The organism is Streptomyces sp. NPDC046197 (assembly GCF_040646295.1).
Taxonomy (GTDB): domain Bacteria; phylum Actinomycetota; class Actinomycetes; order Streptomycetales; family Streptomycetaceae; genus Streptomyces.
This window is the reverse complement of sequence record NZ_JBEYZY010000004.1, coordinates 23,450-43,067: the sequence shown is the minus strand read 5'-3', so window position 1 is coordinate 43,067 and position 19,618 is coordinate 23,450. Positions and strand designations below refer to the sequence as shown.

The 19,618-nt window shown below is 73.1% G+C and carries 21 protein-coding genes; 10 read left to right on the top strand and 11 right to left on the bottom strand.

Annotated features, from left to right (window positions below):
• Positions 1–27: 27 nt before the first annotated feature.
• On the bottom strand, positions 28–2,010 hold the full coding sequence (locus AB0A61_RS07230) for a ricin-type beta-trefoil lectin domain protein (protein WP_361287485.1): 1,983 nt from the start codon (positions 2,008–2,010) through the stop codon (positions 28–30).
• Between the two features lie 403 nt (positions 2,011–2,413).
• Here AB0A61_RS07230 and galU point away from each other — a divergent pair, with 403 nt between their 5' ends.
• A complete protein-coding gene (gene galU / locus AB0A61_RS07225) occupies positions 2,414–3,364 on the top strand; it encodes a UTP--glucose-1-phosphate uridylyltransferase GalU (protein ID WP_361287482.1) in 951 nt (316 codons plus the stop codon).
• A 78-nt stretch (positions 3,365–3,442) separates the two neighbouring features.
• On the opposite strand, the gene AB0A61_RS07220 is transcribed toward galU, so the two are convergent.
• Positions 3,443–3,895: a DUF4442 domain-containing protein gene (locus AB0A61_RS07220; RefSeq protein WP_361287479.1), complete on the bottom strand. Its 453-nt coding sequence runs from the start codon at positions 3,893–3,895 to the stop codon at positions 3,443–3,445.
• A 139-nt stretch (positions 3,896–4,034) separates the two neighbouring features.
• Here AB0A61_RS07220 and AB0A61_RS07215 point away from each other — a divergent pair, with 139 nt between their 5' ends.
• Positions 4,035–5,054, top strand: a complete 1,020-nt coding sequence (locus tag AB0A61_RS07215; RefSeq protein WP_361287477.1) for a hypothetical protein — start codon at positions 4,035–4,037, stop codon at positions 5,052–5,054.
• A 271-nt stretch (positions 5,055–5,325) separates the two neighbouring features.
• Here AB0A61_RS07215 and AB0A61_RS07210 read toward each other — a convergent pair whose 3' ends face one another.
• The 4 genes from AB0A61_RS07210 to AB0A61_RS07195 form a co-directional block, all read right to left on the bottom strand.
• On the bottom strand, positions 5,326–5,805 hold the full coding sequence (locus AB0A61_RS07210) for a hypothetical protein (protein WP_361287474.1): 480 nt from the start codon (positions 5,803–5,805) through the stop codon (positions 5,326–5,328).
• An 82-nt stretch (positions 5,806–5,887) separates the two neighbouring features.
• Complete coding sequence (locus AB0A61_RS07205; RefSeq protein WP_361287471.1) at positions 5,888–6,733, bottom strand: fused MFS/spermidine synthase; 846 nt, start codon at positions 6,731–6,733, stop codon at positions 5,888–5,890.
• Positions 6,734–6,874: 141 nt separating this feature from the next.
• Positions 6,875–8,044 (bottom strand): elongation factor Tu, encoded by a 1,170-nt coding sequence (gene tuf / locus AB0A61_RS07200; protein WP_361287468.1) that lies wholly within the window; start codon positions 8,042–8,044, stop codon positions 6,875–6,877.
• 305 nt (positions 8,045–8,349) lie between these two features.
• A complete protein-coding gene (locus AB0A61_RS07195; RefSeq protein WP_361287465.1) occupies positions 8,350–9,072 on the bottom strand; it encodes a DNA alkylation repair protein in 723 nt (240 codons plus the stop codon).
• A 48-nt stretch (positions 9,073–9,120) separates the two neighbouring features.
• Between AB0A61_RS07195 and AB0A61_RS07190 the strand changes: the two genes are divergently transcribed.
• A complete protein-coding gene (locus AB0A61_RS07190) occupies positions 9,121–9,897 on the top strand; it encodes a TVP38/TMEM64 family protein (protein WP_361287462.1) in 777 nt (258 codons plus the stop codon).
• A 74-nt stretch (positions 9,898–9,971) separates the two neighbouring features.
• Here the strand turns inward: AB0A61_RS07190 and AB0A61_RS07185 are convergent, their stop codons facing one another.
• Positions 9,972–11,141 carry a thiolase family protein gene (locus AB0A61_RS07185; protein WP_361287459.1) on the bottom strand — a complete coding sequence of 390 codons (1,170 nt, stop codon included), beginning with the start codon at positions 11,139–11,141 and terminating at the stop codon, positions 9,972–9,974.
• A gap of 140 nt (positions 11,142–11,281) precedes the next feature.
• On the opposite strand from AB0A61_RS07185, the gene AB0A61_RS07180 reads away from it, so the two are divergent.
• Entirely contained in the window at positions 11,282–11,752 is a 471-nt protein-coding gene (locus AB0A61_RS07180) for a helix-turn-helix domain-containing protein (RefSeq protein ID WP_361287456.1), read from the top strand.
• A 185-nt stretch (positions 11,753–11,937) separates the two neighbouring features.
• Positions 11,938–12,117 (top strand): hypothetical protein, encoded by a 180-nt coding sequence (locus tag AB0A61_RS07175; RefSeq protein WP_361287453.1) that lies wholly within the window; start codon positions 11,938–11,940, stop codon positions 12,115–12,117.
• A gap of 15 nt (positions 12,118–12,132) precedes the next feature.
• On the opposite strand, the gene AB0A61_RS07170 is transcribed toward AB0A61_RS07175, so the two are convergent.
• Positions 12,133–12,873, bottom strand: coding sequence for a glucose 1-dehydrogenase (locus tag AB0A61_RS07170; RefSeq protein WP_361287450.1), 741 nt, complete (start codon positions 12,871–12,873; stop codon positions 12,133–12,135).
• Between the two features lie 293 nt (positions 12,874–13,166).
• On the opposite strand from AB0A61_RS07170, the gene AB0A61_RS07165 reads away from it, so the two are divergent.
• Positions 13,167–13,664 (top strand): nuclear transport factor 2 family protein, encoded by a 498-nt coding sequence (locus AB0A61_RS07165; RefSeq protein ID WP_361287447.1) that lies wholly within the window; start codon positions 13,167–13,169, stop codon positions 13,662–13,664.
• Between the two features lie 96 nt (positions 13,665–13,760).
• Positions 13,761–15,335: an apolipoprotein N-acyltransferase gene (gene lnt, locus AB0A61_RS07160; RefSeq protein WP_361287444.1), complete on the top strand. Its 1,575-nt coding sequence runs from the start codon at positions 13,761–13,763 to the stop codon at positions 15,333–15,335.
• Here lnt and AB0A61_RS07155 read toward each other — a convergent pair.
• Positions 15,253–16,164 (bottom strand): Gfo/Idh/MocA family oxidoreductase, encoded by a 912-nt coding sequence (locus AB0A61_RS07155; protein WP_361287441.1) that lies wholly within the window; start codon positions 16,162–16,164, stop codon positions 15,253–15,255. The two genes, lnt and AB0A61_RS07155, sit on opposite strands and share 83 nt — an antisense overlap.
• A gap of 10 nt (positions 16,165–16,174) precedes the next feature.
• Entirely contained in the window at positions 16,175–17,371 is a 1,197-nt protein-coding gene (locus AB0A61_RS07150) for an FAD-dependent monooxygenase (protein ID WP_361287438.1), read from the bottom strand.
• A gap of 179 nt (positions 17,372–17,550) precedes the next feature.
• Here AB0A61_RS07150 and AB0A61_RS07145 point away from each other — a divergent pair, with 179 nt between their 5' ends.
• The 3 genes from AB0A61_RS07145 (at position 17,551) to AB0A61_RS07135 (ending at position 19,322) form a co-directional block, all read left to right on the top strand.
• Positions 17,551–18,159 carry a TetR family transcriptional regulator C-terminal domain-containing protein gene (locus tag AB0A61_RS07145; protein WP_361287436.1) on the top strand — a complete coding sequence of 203 codons (609 nt, stop codon included), beginning with the start codon at positions 17,551–17,553 and terminating at the stop codon, positions 18,157–18,159.
• A gap of 28 nt (positions 18,160–18,187) precedes the next feature.
• Complete coding sequence (locus tag AB0A61_RS07140) at positions 18,188–18,700, top strand: DinB family protein (protein ID WP_361287433.1); 513 nt, start codon at positions 18,188–18,190, stop codon at positions 18,698–18,700.
• 136 nt (positions 18,701–18,836) lie between these two features.
• On the top strand, positions 18,837–19,322 hold the full coding sequence (locus AB0A61_RS07135) for a hypothetical protein (RefSeq protein WP_361287430.1): 486 nt from the start codon (positions 18,837–18,839) through the stop codon (positions 19,320–19,322).
• Positions 19,323–19,378: 56 nt separating this feature from the next.
• Here the strand turns inward: AB0A61_RS07135 and AB0A61_RS07130 are convergent, their stop codons facing one another.
• The gene (locus tag AB0A61_RS07130; RefSeq protein ID WP_361288303.1) at positions 19,379–19,531 is read right to left on the bottom strand and encodes a hypothetical protein; all 153 of its coding nucleotides are present in this window, start codon (positions 19,529–19,531) and stop codon (positions 19,379–19,381) included.
• Positions 19,532–19,618: the final 87 nt, after the last annotated feature.

Below are 19,618 nucleotides of genomic sequence, written 5' to 3'. Positions count from 1 at the left end.
GGGCCCGGTGCGGGACGCCCCCGGTGGTCAGCGGCCGAGGACGGGACGCAGGACCGGAACTGCCCCGGCGCGGCCCCCCGGAAGGCGCGACCGGTACCGCGGTGGCGTCCGATGCCCCGCAGCCGCGACGGGAACCCCCACGGCGCGTGAACCCACCGCACCCGTGCGCCGAACCGGCCCAGCGCGCCGCCCAACGGAGTTCGGGCTGTTGTGCGCGGCGGCAGGAGCACCCGGGCCCGGCCCGACGGCAGCGCGCGGCGTCGCGCCGCGACCTTCGGCCGAGGCCGCGGGAACGTCGCAGGCGGCGCGGCAGCGGAGCGGGGCCGGCCGCGTCTCGTACCGCGGTTCGGGCGTCCGCGCCGCCCGCGGCCGGCCCCGCCACGCGGGCTGCAAGCCGTTCTGGTGCGGCGCGGACCGCTCCAGTCGGCCACCCGCCGCCTGATCCGTGCTCCGGGTGGCCGGGCCGTCGCCGGGTGGCTGCTCGGCGACCGGGGCGAGCAGCCACCGCTGCCGCTCGCTCCCGTCACGCACCTCGACGACGACCCGCGTACCTCCCGTTCCCGACCGCGGGGCGACGAGGAGGCCGTTGCGCCGACGGAGCAGGAGTTCGCCGCGCACGGTCAGGTCGTAGGCCACCTCGCCCGTGTGCACGACGCAGCCGGCGACGGCCACGGTGCGCCGGTCGGTGTCGGAGTCCAGGCAGAGCGTCGGGGCACCGGCGCTGCGCAGGAGTCCGTCGTCCCCGTACGACCACTGCTGGGACCCGGCGGCCGAGCACACCGCGAGTTCGGCTCCGGCGCCCGGCACGATCCGCCCGCCGTGCACGTCGAGGCACAGGTCCGTGGTGGTGGAGCTGCGCAGCCTGCCGCGGGCGATCTCCATGGGGTGGGCCGCGGACGCGGCGGACGTGGCGGACGAGGGCCCACCGTCGGGGGCCGGGCGGAGGGCACCGCCGCTCGGCGCTGCCCAGGTGGCACGGGGGCCGGGCACCGCGTCGTCGGTCCAGCCCTTGGCGACCAGCACGGTGCCGAGCAGGGCGAGGGCCATGAGGCCGACGCCCACGGCCACGGCCTTCCGGTGCCGTCGCGACGGCCCCTTCCGGTCGGCCGCGGCCGTGCGGTGCCGTCCGCCGCCCGCGGCGCGGCGCGGCCCCGGTGGCCCCGGCACTTCCGGGCGGCGGACGTGCGCCGGGCGGGAGTCGAGGTAGCGGCGGGCTCCCCAGCCGAGCACGGTCTCCGCCAGCAGGATCTCCAGTCCGCCGTCGAAATGGCCGAGCTGTTCGGCGGCGTACCGGCAGTGGCGGCACTCCGTCAGATGCTGCCGCACATCCGCCAGCAGGACTCCGCCGCGGCGAATGGGGACGTCGAGGAGACGGTTGTAGAAGCGGCATTCGCTGGTCGGTGCCAGTTCCCGGTGGGCACGCACACAGCCGGCCCGGAATTGTTCCCGTGCCTGCTCCAGCGCGACCGCCGCGGCGGCCGTGTCCACCGCCAGCAGACCGGCCGGTATGGATATGGGCTCACCCTCGACCTCCGTGTGCCACAGCAGACACTGGGAGGCGCCGGGAAGGGACTGGAAAGCCCGGTCGGCGAGTTGCCGCTTTTCGGGCGTCATGGAGCTCACCGTGCGCAGCGCGCGCCCGCCGCTGGGCCTGCGCAGCTCCGGCAGTACGACACATGCCGCGGCGTCGGCGGCCCATTCCCGGACGGTGTCCCGGGCGGCGACGAGGAGTTGCGGGCGCAGGGCACCGCCGGCCGCCCCTCCCGTCAGGCGCCGCAGCACCCGGTGGTAGGCGGCGGTGGCCACCATGGACGCCGAACTGCCCGCGCCGGCAAGGCAGATGCCTGCATAGTCGTAGGTCGCCCGCCAGTGCCGGGCGAGCAGCAGGGCGACCGCGTGGTGCCCGCCGTCGGCGTCCCTCAGCCGGGCGACGAGGCTGCGGTCGGATTCTCCGGCGGGCGTGCCGGGGAGGGGTGGGTGGGGAGGGCGTGGGGGGTGGGGGGACTGCACTGAACCATTTCCTTCCAAGGCGCAGGACGGCGTGCGCAATGCGCGTCCGCTGGAAAGCAGGTGGCTCGGAAGGCGAATCCGGTCATCGCCTTCTTTGCGGGAGGCTCACCCTCGCACACGGGCCTCACAGGAAACAAGGAGTTCGAATGACTGCGAGTCATCTGCCGGAAATTACCGGCAGGTTACCGGAGGTAGCCGCACCAGCATTCGAAAACGCCCGGTCCGCCCGCCCACTTGTGTGCAATTGCAGGTCGGTGGCTCACGAAATCTCCAACGTCCGGGTGACGCGTGGTCATGGAGCGACGACAACGCGACCCGGTGGCGTCGAACGCCCGGCGCGGGTCACAGCCGATTCCGACGATTCTCCCGGGCCGCTCCCATACTCACCGGCCAGCATGTCCGCATGATCACCCCCCGCTCATCAGCCGTGTCCCCGTCCACCCGCCCGGTGCGCAAGGCCGTCGTACCCGCCGCCGGGCTCGGCACGCGGTTTCTGCCCGCGACCAAGGCCACGCCGAAGGAAATGCTGCCGGTGGTCGACAAGCCGGCCATCCAGTACGTCGTCGAGGAGGCGGCCGCTGCCGGGCTCGACGACGTCCTGATGGTCACCGGGCGGCACAAGCGCGCCATCGAGGACCACTTCGACCACGCCTTCGAGCTCGAACAGGCACTGGCCGCCAAAGGGGACACGGTACGGCTGGACGCCGTGCGCGACCCCGCGCGCCTGGCCGCCATCCACCACGTCCGGCAGCGCGATCCGCTGGGCCTCGGCCACGCCGTGCTCTGTGCCCGCCACCACGTCGGGCAGGAGCCGTTCGCCGTCCTGCTCGGCGACGACCTGATCGACCCGCGCGAAACGCTGCTCAGCCGCATGCTCGACGTCCGCCAGCGGCACGCGGGCAGCGTTGTCGCCCTCATGGAGGTCGACCCGGCACAGATCCACCTCTACGGCTGCGCGGCCGTCCGGCCGATCGGCGAGGAGGGTGTCGTAGGCGTCACCGGCCTGGTGGAGAAGCCGTCACCCGGGGATGCGCCGAGCGCCTACGCGGTGATCGGGCGCTATGTCCTGGACCCGGACGTGTTCGGCGTCCTGGAAGGCACCCGGCCCGGCCGGGGCGGCGAGATCCAGCTGACCGACGCGCTGCAGGAACTGGCCGCCGACGGCACGGTGCACGGGGTCGTCTTCGACGGACTGCGCTACGACACCGGCGACAAGGCCGACTACCTGCGCACGGTCGTCCGGCTGGCCTGCGCACGGCCGGACCTGGGGCCGGACTTCGCCGCCTGGCTCAAGGAGTTCGTCGCGGGGCTGGAGGGCGCGTGCAAGAGCCCTGAACGCCGGACCGCGGCCTGACCGCACGAGCGCGCCGCACATGCCCCGGGGCCCCCGCCCGGCACGCGCCGGGCCGGGGCCGGTCAGGAGCAACGCGGTTCAGCCGTTGGGCCGCAGCGTCCAGACCACCGTCATCTCCCCGGTCACGGCGCCGTCGCCCCGCCGGATCTCGATCGACACGGGGAACTCGGGCCGCTCACCCGCGTCCAGTTCCGCGACGACCTCGGCAGCCGGACGGCCCAGGGTCGCGGTGGCCGTGACCTCGCCCATGGCCAGCTTCCGGTAGGCGATCTCGGCGCGCACGGCGAGCGGCACGGCGCGCGAGAGCTGCGCCCCGAACGCGGCCAGCACGATCGCGCCACTGGCGGACTCCCCGAGCGTGAACATCGCGCCGGCGTGCGGCCCGCCCACGTGGTTGTGGTAGTCGCTCTGGTCCGGCAGGGCCACCACGGCCTTGTCCGGCGAGGTCTCCAGGAACTGGAGGTTGAGGGTCCGGGCCATCGGCACGGTGGCGGCGAGCATCTCGCCGATCGACATCTGATCTGCGCTCATGCCGCCATGTTACTCACGGGTAGCCACCTGGGGCCAGAGCCGCTCACCGATCCGCGCCGCACGGGTACGTCACATTGGTACGTCCCTGACAAGGGGTGGTGACCGAAACGTATCCCTGGCGCCACTAGGGTTGCTGCTCATGTGGCCAGGACAGCAGCCGCCCGGGGGCGAGCAGAACCCGCAGAACAACCCGTACCAGCAGCCGGGGTACCAGCAGCCGAATCCGTATCAGCAGCCCGGGTACCAGCAGCAGCCCAACGCCTATGCGCAGCAGCCGCAGTGGGGGGCGCCCACGCCCGTGGGCCTCCCGCAGCCGCCGCAGCCGCCCCAGGGCGGGGGCGGCGGCGACCGGACGAAACTCGTCGCCATCATCGCGGCGGTCGCCGTCGTGGTGGCCGCCGGCGTCACCGGATTCCTGATACTCGGCGGCAACAAGGACGACAAGGCCGACGGCGGCAAGACCGACGACAAGCCGAGCCGGTCGGCGTCGGCGGACCCGAGCGTCTCGGCGTCCGCGTCGGACGACAACCCGCGCGGCACGGAAACCGAGAAGCCGACCATTCCCGGCTGGAAGGTCGTCGTCAACCCCAAGCACGGCACCGCGTTCGACGTGCCCGCCGACTGGCAGGTCGAGTCTCCCGGCGTGCTCACCTTCTTCGAGGACCGGAAGAAGGGGGACGGCTCGCCGTACATCGGCTTCTCCGGGCCCGCCTTCCTGAAGCACGACTGGTGCACGTCGGACGACAACAAGGACGGCACCAAGGAGACGTCGTCACTGGCCGCCAGCGGCACCAAGGGCGAGGACGGCGGCAAGGACACCGCCAGCATCGCCCGCGGGGACGCCGCCGCCTTCGCCTTCGGCGGCTACACCGACCAGAGCGACGCCTCCAAGAAGTACCTGAAGATCGGTACGGCCAAGCCCTACACCACCAAGTCCGGCGTCAAGGGCAGCGTCGCCATCTCCTACACGTCCGGTGTGCCGAAGACGCACAAGTGCGACACCGACGGCAAGGCGGTCTCGTTCGCGTTCAAGGACTCACAGGGCGACTTCGCCTCCTGGACCCTCTACGGGGCCAAGGGAGTCAAGGAGGAACTCTCCGACGCGACGATCCAGAAGATCCTCAGCACGGTCCGACTGCACGGGGACCCCACCGGCTGACCGCTGGGGCACGAGGTGGCCGGGGCGGGGACGGTCGGCCGGTGACCGTCCCCGCACACACGCGTCAACTCGTGGCGGCGAGCACGGCCGGGATGACAACCCCCGTGGCGAAAACCATCTGCATGGCCACGAAACGGCCGAAGCCGGGCGGCCGCCCTTTCGGAGAGGGCTCCGAGAGGGCGCTGGCGCAAGGAGACCGCTCCAGCATCACCGCTCGACGCTGCGGACGGACCGGATCGACCCCGCGTAAGCCTGTCGGCCCAGCTCTTCGTCACGCCCGGTCGGGGTCGACCGGTTGCCGGTCGGCATGGTCGGCCAGGGCTTCTGCTTGCAGGCGGACGACCAGGACGAGTGTCTCCGCGTCAACCAGGGTGCTGAGCCCGGCGCGGGTGATCCGGTCGGCCAACTCCTGTGCGGACACCTCGCGTTCACCGCGCAGGCACCGGCGCAGGAACGACGCCGCGTCGCGCAGGCCTCGCTCGACGGCCATGTCCGTTGCGACGGACATCAGCTTCCAGGCGATCTCGCCGACAACCGTGAGTCCCATGCCCAGCGCGACATGGCCGTCGAGGATTCCCGCCGAGCTGCGGTCCTCCCGCACCGAGCTCATGCCGGGAATGCGCCCGGTGGCAAGCACTTCTTCGGCGAACTCGTCGTAGAGCTCCTCGTACTCGTCCCGCGCCACAGCCGGCGCGGATGCCCCCACCATCGCGAGCACCTGTGCGATGCGTGAGTCCCCCGGTGTACTCATCCAGTCCCCCCTGAAGAGCAGCGCCTCCCGCCTGTGAGTGTGGCGACTTTCGTGCGGCTTGTCGCCGCGTTCGGTAAACGGGTCAGCCGACGCGGAACGCGCCGTCGGGGGGCTGGGGTGACGGCACGGCGTCCTCGTCCCGTACCGGCGCGGCGGTACCGGTGAAGTCCCGCAGGGCCGCGCCGTGTTCGATCCGGGCGGGGAAGGCGTCGGAGGCCGTGAGCCGGGTCAGGGCAGCCGTGTCGACGGGGTGGTGAGCGGCGACGAGCACCCCGTTGCCGAAGCGACGGCCGCGCAGCACCCCGGGCTCGGCGATCAGCGCCAGCTCCCCGAAGACCGCGGCGAACGTGGCGAGTTGGGAGCGCAGGAAGGTGAAGGGCGCGGCGTCCGCGAGGTTGGCGAGGTAGACACCGTCCGGCCGCAGCACGCGCTCCGCCTCGCGGGCGTAGGCCAGGGACGTCAGGTGTGCCGGGACCCTGGACCCGCCGAAGACGTCGGCGATCAGCACGTCCGCGGAGTCGGCCGGAGCGGCCTCGAGCCAGGCGCGGGCGTCGGCGGCGTGCAGCGCGGTGCGGGCGTCGTCCGGCAGCGGCAGATGGGCGACGACCAGTTCCAGCAGCCCCTGGTCGGCCTCGACGACGTCCTGCCGCGAGCCGGGGCGGGTGGCGGCCACGTAGCGGGGCAGCGTGAGCGCGCCACCGCCGAGGTGCAGCACGTCCAGCGGGCGCCCCGGCTCGCCGACGGTGTCCAGGACGTGCCCGAGCCGCCGGGCGTACTCGAACTCCAGATGGGTCGGCTCGTCCAGGTCGACGTACGACTGCGGCGCCCCGTCGACGGTCAGCAGCCAGGCCCGCGCCCGGTCGACGTCGGGCATCAGCCTGGCGGTGCCGTGGTCGGTGGTACGGATGACGGGTATGGGCTCGCTCACGCCTCCATTGTCCCCGGCGCGGATGGGCCCCGGGCACCGCTGCCCGCCGCCGAAGGGGCGCGGGGAGCTGCGCGACCGGCCACGACCGGTCCACAGCCACCCGCGCCCCACGGCGCACGCGGGTCGTGCGCCGCGCAACCGTCAGTCGACCGATGTCACCGTGCCCGCGCCGACGGTCCGTCCGCCCTCACGGATGGCGAACCCCAGCCCCGGCTCCAGTGGAACGTCGCGCCCCAGCTCCACCGTCATGGTGACCGTGTCGCCGGGCCGCGCGACGGCCGTCCCCGCGAGGTCGATGTCACCGACCACGTCCGCGGTCCGGATGTAGAACTGCGGCCGGTACCCGGTGGCGACCGGCGTCGCGCGGCCCCCCTCGCGCGCCGACAGCAGGTACACCTGCGCGCTGAAGCGCCGCTTCGGTACGACGCTGCCGGTCGCCGCGACGACGTGCCCGCGGCGGACCGCGTCGCGCGGAACGCCGCGCAGCAACAGCGCGACGTTGTCCCCGGCCTGCGCCTCCTCCATGGGCTTGCCGAAGGTCTCCAGACCGGTGACCACCGTCTCCACCTCGGCGCCGAGCACCTCGACCCGGTCGCCGACGCGGATCGTGCCCCGCTCGACCGCCCCGGTGACGACCGTGCCCCGGCCGGTGATGGTGAGGACGTTCTCGACCGGCAGCAGGAAGGGCGCGTCCAGGTACCGCTCGGGCATGGGCACGTAGGTGTCCACCGCGTCGAGCAGTGCCTCGATCGACTCCGTCCACTGCGGGTCGCCCTGCAGCGCCTTCAGTCCGGAGACCCGTACCACGGGCACGGCGTCGCCGCCGTAGCCGTGGGCGCTGAGCAGGTCGCGGACCTCCAGCTCGACGAGGTCGGTGAGCTCCTCGTCGCCCGCGTCGGCCTTGTTGAGGGCGACGACGATGTGGTTCACGCCCACCTGCCGGGCGAGCAGCACGTGCTCGGCGGTCTGCGGCATGATCCCGTCGAGCGCGGAGACGACGAGGATCGCCCCGTCGAGCTGCGCCGCGCCGGTGACCATGTTCTTGACGTAGTCGGCGTGGCCCGGCATGTCCACGTGCGCGTAGTGCCGGGTGTCGGTCTCGTACTCGACGTGCGCGATGTTGATGGTGATGCCGCGGGCGGCCTCCTCCGGGGCCCGGTCGATGCGGTCGAACGGTACGAAGGTGCCGGTGCCCCGCTCGGCGAGGACTTTGGTGATGGCGGCGGTCAGGGTGGTCTTGCCGTGGTCGACGTGGCCCATCGTGCCGATGTTCAGGTGTGGTTTCGTGCGCACGTATGCCGTCTTGGGCATGGCTGTACCTCGAGGCCTCTCGTGTGGTGCTCGGTGACGGCCCCGGCGCGGACTCGGGCGCGCGGCCGGGACGGGGACCCCAGGAACTTGCCGACCCTCCCCCTGCGGGGTCCGCCGGTCGATCCGGAGAGGGTCAGCTTCGGGCGCCGTCGGCTGCGGCCACGAAAATCGGGACGGCAGCCTTCGGGGCATCCGCGACTGCGGATGCTGCGAGGAGGAAGGCGTGCCGGAACATGTCGTCGATCATCGCGGACGGTCCCGCTCGCGTCGAATGGTTTTCCACCGCCGCGGCCGCGGAACCGCGCTCACACGCCGATGTCCTTCAGCGCCTCCCGCACCGTCAGCGGCGCGAACCTGCTCCGCTCCCGGTCCAGGAAGGCCCGTACGGCCTCCGGGTCGGTCTTGGCGTACTCGCGCAGGCACCAGCCGATCGCCTTGCGGACGAAGAAGTCCGGGTGCCCGGACCGGTGCAGGCAGTAGGCGAACAGGCGCTCGGCGTCGGTGCGTTCCCTGTAGCGCAGCTGGTGGAGCAGGGCCGTGCGGGCCACCCAGAGGTCGTCGTCCGCGATCCAGACGTCCATGTCGGCCGTCAGTCGTGGATCGGCCGCGACCAGCGCACCGACGACGTGCGCGGCGAGCAGATCCACCGTGTCCCACCAGGGCATGGTGGTGATCAGATGCCGGGCCACGGGGAGGAACCCGGACGAGCAACGGCCCACGTGCCGGCGCAGGTAGTCGACGGCGAAGTAGTGGTACTCGCGTTCGGGCAGGGCCCAGCAGCGCAGGGCGACGGCCGTGCAGTCGCCCTCGTCGGGGCGGGGCAGCCCCTCGACGACGGTGCGGGACAGGGCGCGGCGGGCAGGCGTCGCGATGCCCAGGAAGGGAGCCGCGTCCTTCATGTACGCCCGCATGGCCACGGCCTTTTCCGGGTCGGCCGCGGGGGCGTACGTGGCGGTGAGCCGCTCCAGCACGGTGTCGGCGAGGACGCTGTGCGGCGCGTTCCGGCCTGGCGCACCTGTGACACTCATGAGAGGAACCATACGGCGATCACACAATCCGTCGGTTAGTGTCGCCGGATGCTCGATGCCACCCGCTCTGGCGGCACCGCCACGGCCACTCCCCCGGCCGCCACCACGGGCGTCCCGGTGTCCGGCACACCGGGTCGCGGCGAGCCGACGGGGCTCGTCGCCCGCGGTACGGGACTCCTGCTCTCGCCCTGGGCAAGGCTGTCCCTGCTGCTCGTCCTGCTCGCGGCGGCGGGAGCCTCGGTGCTGTTCTTCCAGCCGCAGCAGCTGCTGACCCACGGCTGGCCGCCCCACCTCGGCGGGGCCACGGCGGCGACGGTGTTCGCGGTGGCGTACGGCCTGTGCACGGTGGCGTTCGTCCCGCGGCCCCTGCTGAACCTCGCCGCGGGCGCGCTCTTCGGTTCGCAACTGGGGCTCGTGGCCGCGCTGACCGGCACGGTGCTGGGGGCCCAGGTGGCCTTCGGTCTCGGCCGGGGGCTGGGCCAGGACGCGCTGCGGCCGTTGTTGCGGGGACGCTGGCTGAAGGCGGCGGACGGACAGCTGAGCAGGCACGGCTTCCGCTCCATGATGGTGGCGCGGCTGTTTCCGGGGGTGCCCTTCTGGGCCGCCAACTACTGTGCCGCCGTCTCCCGCATGGGCTGGCTGCCGTTCCTGCTGGCGACGGCGCTCGGTTCCGTCCCGAACACCGCCGCGTACGTCGTCGCCGGAGCCCGCGCCTCCGCGCCGACCTCCCCGGCCTTCGTGATCGCGATGGCCGGCATTGCCGTACCGGCCCTGGCCGGCGCGGTGGTCGCCTGGCGCAAGCGCCACCAACTGCGCTCGCGCTGACGGTGCGCCGGCCGCGGGTCCGTGACGGACCCGCACCGACCGGCGTCAGTCCATGCCCCTCCCCCGGCGACGGGTCATACCGCCTCCAGGATCATGGCGTTGGCGAGTCCGCCCGCCTCGCACATCGTCTGCAGGGCGTAGCGGGCGCCGCGTTCCCGCATCGCGTGGACGAGCGTCGTGGTCAGGCGGGTGCCGCTGGCGCCGAGCGGGTGGCCGAGGGCGATGGCGCCGCCGTGGACGTTGACCTTGGCGAGGTCGGCCCCGGTCTCCTGCTGCCAGGCCAGCACGACGCTGGAGAAGGCCTCGTTGACCTCGAACAGGTCGATGTCGCGGAGGGTCAGCGAGGCCCTGCGGAGCACCTTCTCGGTGGCCGGGACGACGCCGGTGAGCATCAGGAGCGGGTCGGAACCGGTGACGGCGAAGCTGTGCAGCCGGGCCAGCGGGCGCAGGCCGAGGCGGGCCGCGGTCTCGCTGGAGGTGATGAGCACGGCGGAGGCGCCGTCGTTGACGGGGCTGGCGTTGCCCGCGGTGACGTTCCACTCGATCTGCGGGAAGCGCTCGGCGAAGGCCGGGTCGTAGTAGGCGGGCCTGAGGTCGGCGAGGATCTCGGTGGTGCTGCCCGGCCGGATGCTCTCGTCACCCGTGACGCCGTCCAGCGGTGCGAGCTCGGCCTCGAACAGGCCGGCCGCCCGGGCCGCGGCCGCCTTGTGGTGGGAGGAGACGGCGAAGGTGTCCATCTGCTCGCGGCTGATGGACCACTTGGCGGCGATGAGCTCGGCGCTGATGCCCTGCGGGACGAGGCCGTCGGGGTAGCGTTCGGCGACGCCCGGTCCGAACGGGTCCCTGCCGGCCGGGACGTTGGACCACATCGGTACCCGGCTCATCGACTCGACACCGCAGGCGACGGCGAGGTCGTAGGCGCCGGAGAGGACGCCCTGGGCCGCGAAGTGCACGGCCTGCTGGGAGGAGCCGCACTGCCGGTCGACGGTGGTCGCGGGGACCGTCTCGGGCAGGCCCGCCGACAGGACGGCGTACCGGGTCGTGTTCATGGCCTGCTCGCCCACCTGGTCGACGGTCCCGCCGATCACGTCGTCGATCAGCGCCGGGTCGATGCCGGAGCGGTCGACGAGGGTGCGCAGGGTGTGCGCGAGGAGCTCGACGGGATGGACGTGCGCGAGGGCGCCGTTCGGCTTTCCCTTCCCGATCGGTGTGCGTACGGCTTCGACGATGACTGCGTCACGCATGGTGCGGGCCTCCTTGGCCGCTGGTCGGTGGCCGGTTTCCGCGGACTGTGTGCCGGGAGGCCGGTTACCGATGAGTAGGAAATCCGGACCCACCATAGCTCGGCGAGTTGGAAAATCCAACCCTCACATAGACTGACACCATGGCCGCCACGAAGAACCCGCGCCCCTGTTCCATCGCCGACACCCTGGCCCTCGTCGGCGAGAAGTACTCCCTGCTCGTCCTGCGCGAGGTGTGCCTCGGCAACGGCCGCTTCGACCAGCTCGTGCGCAACATCGGCGCCCCGCGCGACATCCTTGCCACCCGGCTGCGCCGCCTCGTCGACGCCGGGGTCCTGACCAAGCGCGTCTACAGCGAGCGCCCGCAGCGCTTCGAATACCGGCCCACCCAGGCGGGCATCGAACTCGAGCCGGTGCTGATGACCCTCATGGCATGGGGCGACCGCCACCTCCGCCAGGACGGCGAACGCCCCATGGTGCTCGAGCACGCCTGCGGCCACCCGCTGGTCCCCGTCGTCACCTGCGAGGCCTGCGGCAGCGCGGTCCACCACGGGGACCTCACCCCCCACCCACAGTCCCCGGGCTGGACGGTGACCGGACCCACGCCGGCGTGACAACGGGCGAGTCTTCAGGAGCTGGGCGTGAAGGACGGCCCGATCCACGGCTGCTGCCGGACCATGACAGCGGGACTGACTGTCCGGTCAGTACGCAGGGCCGGCCGCCGCGCGTGACCGACTCCCTGCGGTCCGCGTAGCCGTCCGGTAGCGCAGTGTCAGTGCTTGCCCCTAGGCTTGTGGTCATGTCCCCCGATTCAGTGGCCCCTGGTTCCGTGCGGTCTGCTGCCGAGCTGAACGAGCAGATCCGGGCGCTCTGGCTGCGTGCGGGCGGGTCCCTGTCGGCCCAGGAGCGCGCGGAGTACGAGCTGCTGGTGGTCGAGTGGGCCGCCGCCATCCGGGGCGAGGTCATCGAGGCGGCCTGACGTCCGGGGCGGGCGTCAGCGCCCGCCCGACACCCGCAGCACGGCCCCCGTCGCATAGGAGGCGTCCGGCGACATCAGCCATGCGACGGCCGCGGCGATCTCCTCGGCCCGGCCCGGGCGGCCCAGCGGAATCGCGGCGGCGGCGCGCCGGGCCCGGTCCGGGTCGCCCATCTCCGCGTGCATCTCGGTGTCGATCACGCCGGGTGCGACCGCGTTGACCCGGATGCCGTCCGGGCCGAGCTCCTTGGCGAGGCCCAGCGTCAGCGTGTCCACGGCGGCCTTGGCCGCGGCGTAGTGGACGAAGTCGCCGGGGCTGCCCAGTGTCGCGGCGGCGGACGACACGTTCACGATGGCACCGCTGCCCCGGGGTGTCATGAGTTGTGCGGCGCGACGCGAACACAGCAGCGTGCCGAGGAGGTTGACCTCCACGACGTGCCGCAGGTCGGCGGGGTCCGCGTCGGCGAGCCGGCCCAGCGGGCCGGTCACCCCGGCGTTGTTCACCAGCCCGGTCACCGGCCCGAGCCGCTCCTCGGCCGTGGCGAAGAGCCGCTCGACGTCCGCCTCGACCGAGGTGTCCGCCCGTACGGTGACACTGCGCGCCCCGGCCTCACTCACGGCGTCCGCCACCGCCTCTGCCGCCTTGCCGTCCCGGACGTACCCCACCACCACGTCGTGCCCGTCGGCGGCGAGCCGTCGGCAGATCGCGGCGCCAATGCCCCGGCTCCCGCCGGTGACCACTGTCACGAGACGCTTCATACGGACCCCGCTCCACCGGCCGACGACACCACGTACAGGATGACCCTAGGCCCCCGAACCCCGCCCGCACCTGCGCGGCGCGGGGCGTGGCCGCTGCTCGGGCGACGGTCCCGGCCGCCTGACGGCGACGGAGCGCGGCGGCGCGAGGAGCGAGAGGCGGCGGCGCGAGGAGCGCAGGGGCGGCGGCGCGAGGAGCGCAGGGGCGGCGGCGCGAGGAGCGCAGGGGCCGGGTGCGCGGGCGAAACCACCGCACGCCCCTTGGCTCCTCGGGCCCCATGCCCAACACTGGCCCGATGACGCAGCGTATCGAGCTCGCGACCGTGATGGACCGGCTGGCCCTCGACGGCCTGATCACCGAGTACGCGGTGGCGGTCGACGACGGCGACTGGACGGCGTACCAGGGACTGTTCACACCGGACGGGCGGGCGGACTACCGGTCGGCGGGCGGCATCGAGGGCGCGGCCGGACAGGTCGCCGGGTGGCTGGCCGACACCATGCGGTTGTTCCCCGTGCGGCAGCATCTGATCGTCAATCGGCGGCTGCGGTTCGGGATCCTCGAACAGGGCACCGGCGACACGGCCCGGGTGCAGGCCGACTACGTCAATCCGATGTGCTTCGCCGCAGACGGTGGGGCCGGCGACGGCGCCGCGGGCGCGCCCGACTTCGTGTGCGGCGGCCGGTACGCGTTCACGCTGCTGCGCACGGACGAGGGCTGGCGGCTGCGCGAGGTGGTGGTGCGGGAGAAGTGGCGCCGTGTGTCCGGGGTCCGCCCGGCACCGGTGCCCGACTGAGCGGAATCGCCCGGCGCCCCGGCCGGGCCGACGCCCCCTGTGCGAGATCCGCCACAGCGCGCAAACTGGAGCCACCAAGGGGTAGAAGGGCGCCGTATGAAGACGTTCGGCCACTGGCTCGCCTCCCCGTGGCGGCGATCGCTGCTCGCCGCCCTCGCGGGCGCCCTGCCCATGTTCGCCTTTCCCGCACCGTCGCTGTGGTGGTTCGCCTACGTCGCGCTGGTCCCCTGGATCCTGCTCGCCCGCTCGGCCCCGACCTGGAAGCGGGCGGCGTACGACGGCTGGTTCGGCGGCCTGGGCTTCATGCTGGCCGTGCACCACTGGCTGCTGCCCAGCCTGCACGTCTTCACGGTCCTCATCGCGGCGCTGCTCGGGGCCCTGTGGGCCCCCTGGGGCCTGCTCGTGCGCCGTTTCCTGACCGGCATACCCGGAGCGGGGCGGTGCGCGGCCGCCCTCGTCGTGCTGCCCTCGGGCTGGCTGGCCGTGGAACTGGTGCGTTCCTGGCAGGGGTTGGGCGGGCCCTGGGGCATGCTCGGCGCCAGCCAGTGGCAGGTGGCTGCGGCGCTGCGGCTGGCCTCGGTCGGCGGGGTGTGGCTGGTGAGCTTCCTGGTGGTGGCCGTCAACGTCGCGGTCGCCGTGCTGGTCGCGGTACGCGAATCCCGGGTGCCGGCCCTGGCCGGGCTGGTCGCGACGGCGGCGGCGACCTCTGCGGCCTGGATGTGGGCGCCCCGCCCCGAGGTCGACGGCCGGGTCCGGGTCGCCGTGGTCCAGCCGGGCATCGTCGACGGCACCGCCAGCGGCGAGAAGCGCTTCGCGCGGGAGGAACAGCTGACCCGCCGGCTCGTCGGGCAGCACGTGGGCCTGGTGGTCTGGGGCGAGAGCAGCATCGGCTTCGACCTCGGCGACCGGCCCGATCTGGCGCGGCGGGTCGCCGCGCTCTCCCGGCAGACCGGCGCCGACATCCTGGTCAACGTGGACGCCCGGCGCTCCGACCGGCACGGCATCTACAAGAGCTCCGTACTGGTGGGCCCGAACGGCCCGACAGGTGAACGCTACGACAAGATGCGCCTGGTCCCGTTCGGCGAGTACGTTCCGGCGCGCTCCCTGCTCGGCTGGGCCACCTCCGTCGGCAAGGCGGCCGGCGAGGACCGCAGGCGCGGCACCGAGCAGGTGGTGATGAACGTCGGCCACGGTCTGCGGATCGGCCCGATGGTCTGCTTCGAGACCGCGTTCCCGGACATGAGCCGCCATCTCGCCGAGGACGGCGCCGAGGTGCTGCTCGCCCAGTCCTCCACGTCGACGTTCCAGCAGAGCTGGGCTCCCGAACAGCACGCCTCGCTCGCCGCGCTGCGCGCCGCCGAGACCGGACGCCCCATGGTGCACGCCACGCTGACCGGCGTGTCCGCCGTCTACGGCCCGAGCGGACAGCGCATGGGCTCCTGGCTCGGCACCGACGCCAGCACGGCCCGCATCTACGAGATACCGACCGCGCACGGCATCACCCCGTACGTCCGCTTCGGGGACTGGCCGGCGCACGGCGCCCTGCTCGTGCTGACCGCCCTGGCCGCGACGGAGGCAACGCGGGCGCTCAGGCAGCGCCGGAACGCTCCAGCACCGCACGTACCACCCGCTCGCACAGTTCGTGAGTCTCCAGTGCGTCACGGGCACTGAGCACCTTGCCGACCCGCACGGCGTCGAGGAAGGACAGCACGGCCTGTTCCACGCCCCGCTGCCGGGCGACGGGCACCCAGTCGCCACGGCGCCGCACGGTCGGCTGTCCCTTGTGGTCGATGGTCTCGGCCAGATTGACCACTTGGCGCTTGGTGTCCTGACCGGAGACCTCCAGGATCTCCTCCGCCGAGCCGCTGAGCCGGTTCATGACCCCGAGTGCCGTGAACCCGTCCCCGGCGAGCTGCAGCACGACGTGGTGGAGCAGGCCGTCCCGCACCCGGGCGCGGACGGTCACGTCGTCGATCGGGCCCGGCGCCAGGAACCGCAGCGTGTCGACGACGTGTATGAAGTCGTCCAGGATCATCGTGCGGGGTTCTTCGGGCAGCCCGATGCGGTTCTTCTGCATGAGGATCAGCTCGCGCGGGTGCTCGGCGCACTGCGCGTACGCGGGCGCGTGCCGCCGGTTGAACCCGACGGCGAGCGAGACGCCGCGCTCTTCGGCAAGGGCCACCAGTCGCTGGGAGTCGGCGAGTTCGTAGGCGAGCGGCTTGTCGACGTAGGTGGGGATCCCCGCTTCCAGCAGCCGGGTGACGATCGGCGGGTGGACGAGGGTGGGGGCGTGCACGAAGGCGGCGTCGAGGCCCTGGGCGAGCAGGGAGTCGAGGTCCGGGTGGCGCTGCCCGGAGGGCAGGTGCAGACCGTCGGCGACCCGATCGAGGGTCGCGGGCGTCCGGGTCTGCAGATGCAGGTCGACGCCGGGCTGGGTGCCGAGCACCGGCAGATACGCCTTCTGCGCGATGTCCCCGAGTCCGATGCAGCCGACCTTCACGAGCGCTCCTTCACTGCATGTCCTCGCCGCTGGCCCGTTCCCTCTGCACGGCAGCATACGGCGGCTGCGGCGGCCGCCAGTCGGCGATGCCGTCGAAGCTCCGCAGCAGCAGCGCGGGCCGGGCCTTGGAGAGCGCGGCGATCGCGGTGTTGCGCACGGCGGTCCCGGCGCGGCCGGGGAGCATGTTGAGCCGGGCGGCGGTGACGGCCTGGCGGGCGACGGCGGTCGTGCGGGGCAGCCGGGCGGCGGTGTAGGCGGCGAGGTCGGCCGCGTGGTGGGCGAGCACGACCGCGTCCTCGATGGCCTGGTTGCCGCCCTGGCCGAGGGTCGGCGGCATGGCGTGCGCGGCGTCCCCGAGGAGGGCGACCCGGCCGCGGTGGAAGGCGGGCAGGGGCTCGGCGATGTGGTGGACGTCGTGGCGCAACACGTCCTCGGGGCGGGCGGCGCCGATCACGGCGGGAATCGGGTCGTGCCAGTCGCCGAAGCGGCGAAGGAGTTCGGCCTTCTCGTCGTCGGCCGCGTGCCCGCCGGCCGGCGTCATGGCGGCGGCGTACGCGTAGACGCGGCCGTCCTTGAGCGGGTGCGTGCCCCACAGACTGCCCCTGCCCCACGTCTCGTGCGAGGCGAACGTGACGCCGGGCACCGGGATGACGAGGCGCCAGGTGGTGAACCCGGAGTAGACGGGCCCCGGATGATCCGGGAACAGGGCCCGGCGCGCGGCGGAGTGGATGCCGTCCGCGGCGACCACCAGATCGGCCTCCAGCTCCCCGTCCGGTGTGGTCACGCGCGCCGGACGGCGGGCGTCGCCGGCGTCGGCGAGATGCGCGGCACAGGTCGTCCGGACGGCTTCCGGCGGGAGGAGCGCGGCCAGGCTGCGGATCAGCCTGGCGCGGTGCAGCAGGACGAGGGGTCCGCCGAAGCGTTCGGTGGCAGCGGCGGCGCTGGTTCTGGTGAGCCGGCGTCCGCCCGGGGTGCGCAGTCCGCCGTCCCCCTGCCAGGCGGCGAGGTCACGGATCTGGTCTCCGACGCCGATGACGTCCAGCGCGCGCAGAGCGTTCGGGGAGAGCGAGATGCCGGCGCCGACGGGCTCCAGGGAGCGGGCCTGCTCCAGCACGATGACCTCCCGGCCGGACAGGTGCAGGGCCACCGCCGCGGTCAGGCCTCCGATGCCACCCCCGATGACGACGGCACGTGACTGCTGGGACATGGCTCCTCCTGGACGCTACGACGAAGGTACGACGCCGGCCTGGCGGCGCCACACTGGACTACAGCTGTAGTTCGAACCTGGCCCCGACTGTACTACGGATGTAGTCAGTGGACTACGGATGTAGTGCCGGTTGGCGGGACCGGGGCTACGGTTGTGGTCACCGGGATAGGTTGATCTCCATGTCCGTACGCTCCGCGGCCGCCGCGCGCGCCGACCTCGTCGCCGACACGGCCCTCGCGCTGCTCGCAGAGCGCGGCATGCGCGGTCTCACCCATCGCGCGGTCGACGAGGCGGCCGGACTGCCGCAGGGATCGACCTCGAATCTCGCACGCACCCGCCAGGCCCTGCTGGAGCTCGCGGTGCGGCGGCTGGCCGAGCGTGAGGCGCGGGTGCTGGCGCTGCACGAGATGCCGGATCCGGGATGCGGCGGTCCCCGCTCCCTGGTGGACGGGCTCGCCCTGGCGACGCACCGGGCGCTCACCCGCAACCGCGAACTGACACTCGCCCGCTACGAACTCGCCCTCGAGGCGACCCGCCGCCCGGAGCTGCGAGCGTACTTCGACGCGGCGGGCGCGCGATTTCGCGAACAGCTCGCCGAGCTGCTCGTCGCCGTGGGCTCCCCCGACCCGGACCGTCAGGTGCTGTCGCTGGTGGCCTGGTCGGACGGGCTGATGTTCTCCTGCGTCGCCGGCGCGTTCCACGCCCGGGTGCCCGGGCTGGACGAGGTGCGCGCGGGGCTGCGGGAGCTGCTGGACGGCATGCTGGGCGCCGGAAAACGCCTGGTGTGAAGGACCGCGGGTGGGCGAGGATCAGGTCATGACGACCGAGCGCCGAGAGCCTGCCCAGAACGCCGACGAACGCACCATGCTGGAAGGCTGGTTGGACTACCACCGGCAGACACTGGCGGGGAAGTGCCAGGGCCTGACCGACGAGCAGCTGCGCACCGCGTCGGCGGAGCCGTCCGAGCTGTCCCTGATGGGGCTGGTGCGGCACATGGCGGAGGTGGAGCGGGGCTGGTTCCGCAAGGTACTGGTGGGTGAGGACCCCGGGCCGATCTACTACAGCGACGAGGACCGGGACGGCGACTTCCACCCGACCGAGGAGGACACCTGGGCGGAGGCGTACGCCACCTGGCAGGCCGAGATCGAGACCGCGCGCCGCAACGCCGCCGGCTTCGCCCTGGACGACCTCTCGAAGGGGCGGAGCAGGTTCACCGACGAGCCGTTCAGTCTGCGGTGGATCTACACGCACATGATCGAGGAGTACGCCCGCCACAACGGCCACGCCGACCTGCTCCGGGAGCGCATCGACGGAGCCACCGGAGACTGAGGGGCCGGAGGCCGAGCGAGCGGCGTCACCCGCTCGGGGCACGCGCACTCCGTACGGGGACTGAGATCACCCGTGTGGGGCATCCTTGGCTCGCCCGGTGTTCCCAAGGTCGCCCGGGACCAGCAGAGTTGCATGGGTGCATCGAACGACGACCACCGCAACGCTTCTGGTCACCGTGGCCGTCTCGGCCCTCTCCGGCTGTGTCACCGTGCAGCGGCCGCCCGCTCCCGGTCCGCGTGCGGCGCCGACCTGGCCGTCGGGGCCCCGCCCGGACGGAAGCACCGAGCCGCGCGCCGTTCAGGCCCCGGCCCGCGAGGCCCTGGAGATGGTCGGCCCGCCCCACGACCGGAGCACCACGGCGCACACCCGGGCCCCGGCCGCACCGGCCGCCCCGCCCGCCGAACGGCACCGGCCGCCGCCCTCGCACACCCACCACCCGACGCTCCCGGAGCCACGGCACCGGCACCACGACCGGCTGCCGCGCGTCGAGACGCCCGGCGTCCCTCAGCCGGTGCCGAAGGTGCCGAACACCACGGACGTCTGCGCGCTCGGCCGGCAGTACGGCGGCTGGAAGACGGACAGCCCGGAGGCGACCATCTGCAGGCAGGCGTACGGACGTTGAGACGTGCTTCTTGAGACGCGGGCTGTTGAAACGCAGGATTTGAGACAGTTGGGCCACTAGAGACGCTGCCCCGGCGGCCGCCGGGTCTCCCCTCCGAGGCCGTCCTCCTCGCCGAGCCGGAACTCCAGTCGCAGGATGGCCGCGCGGACCCCGTCGCCGTAGCAGTCGTCGGCCAGTGCGTCGGCCGCACCGCGGGCCCGGTGGGCCACTAGAGACGCTGCCCCGGCGGCCGCCGGGTCTCCCCTCCGAGGCCGTCCTCCTCGCCGAGCCGGAACTCCAGTCGCAGGATGGCCGCG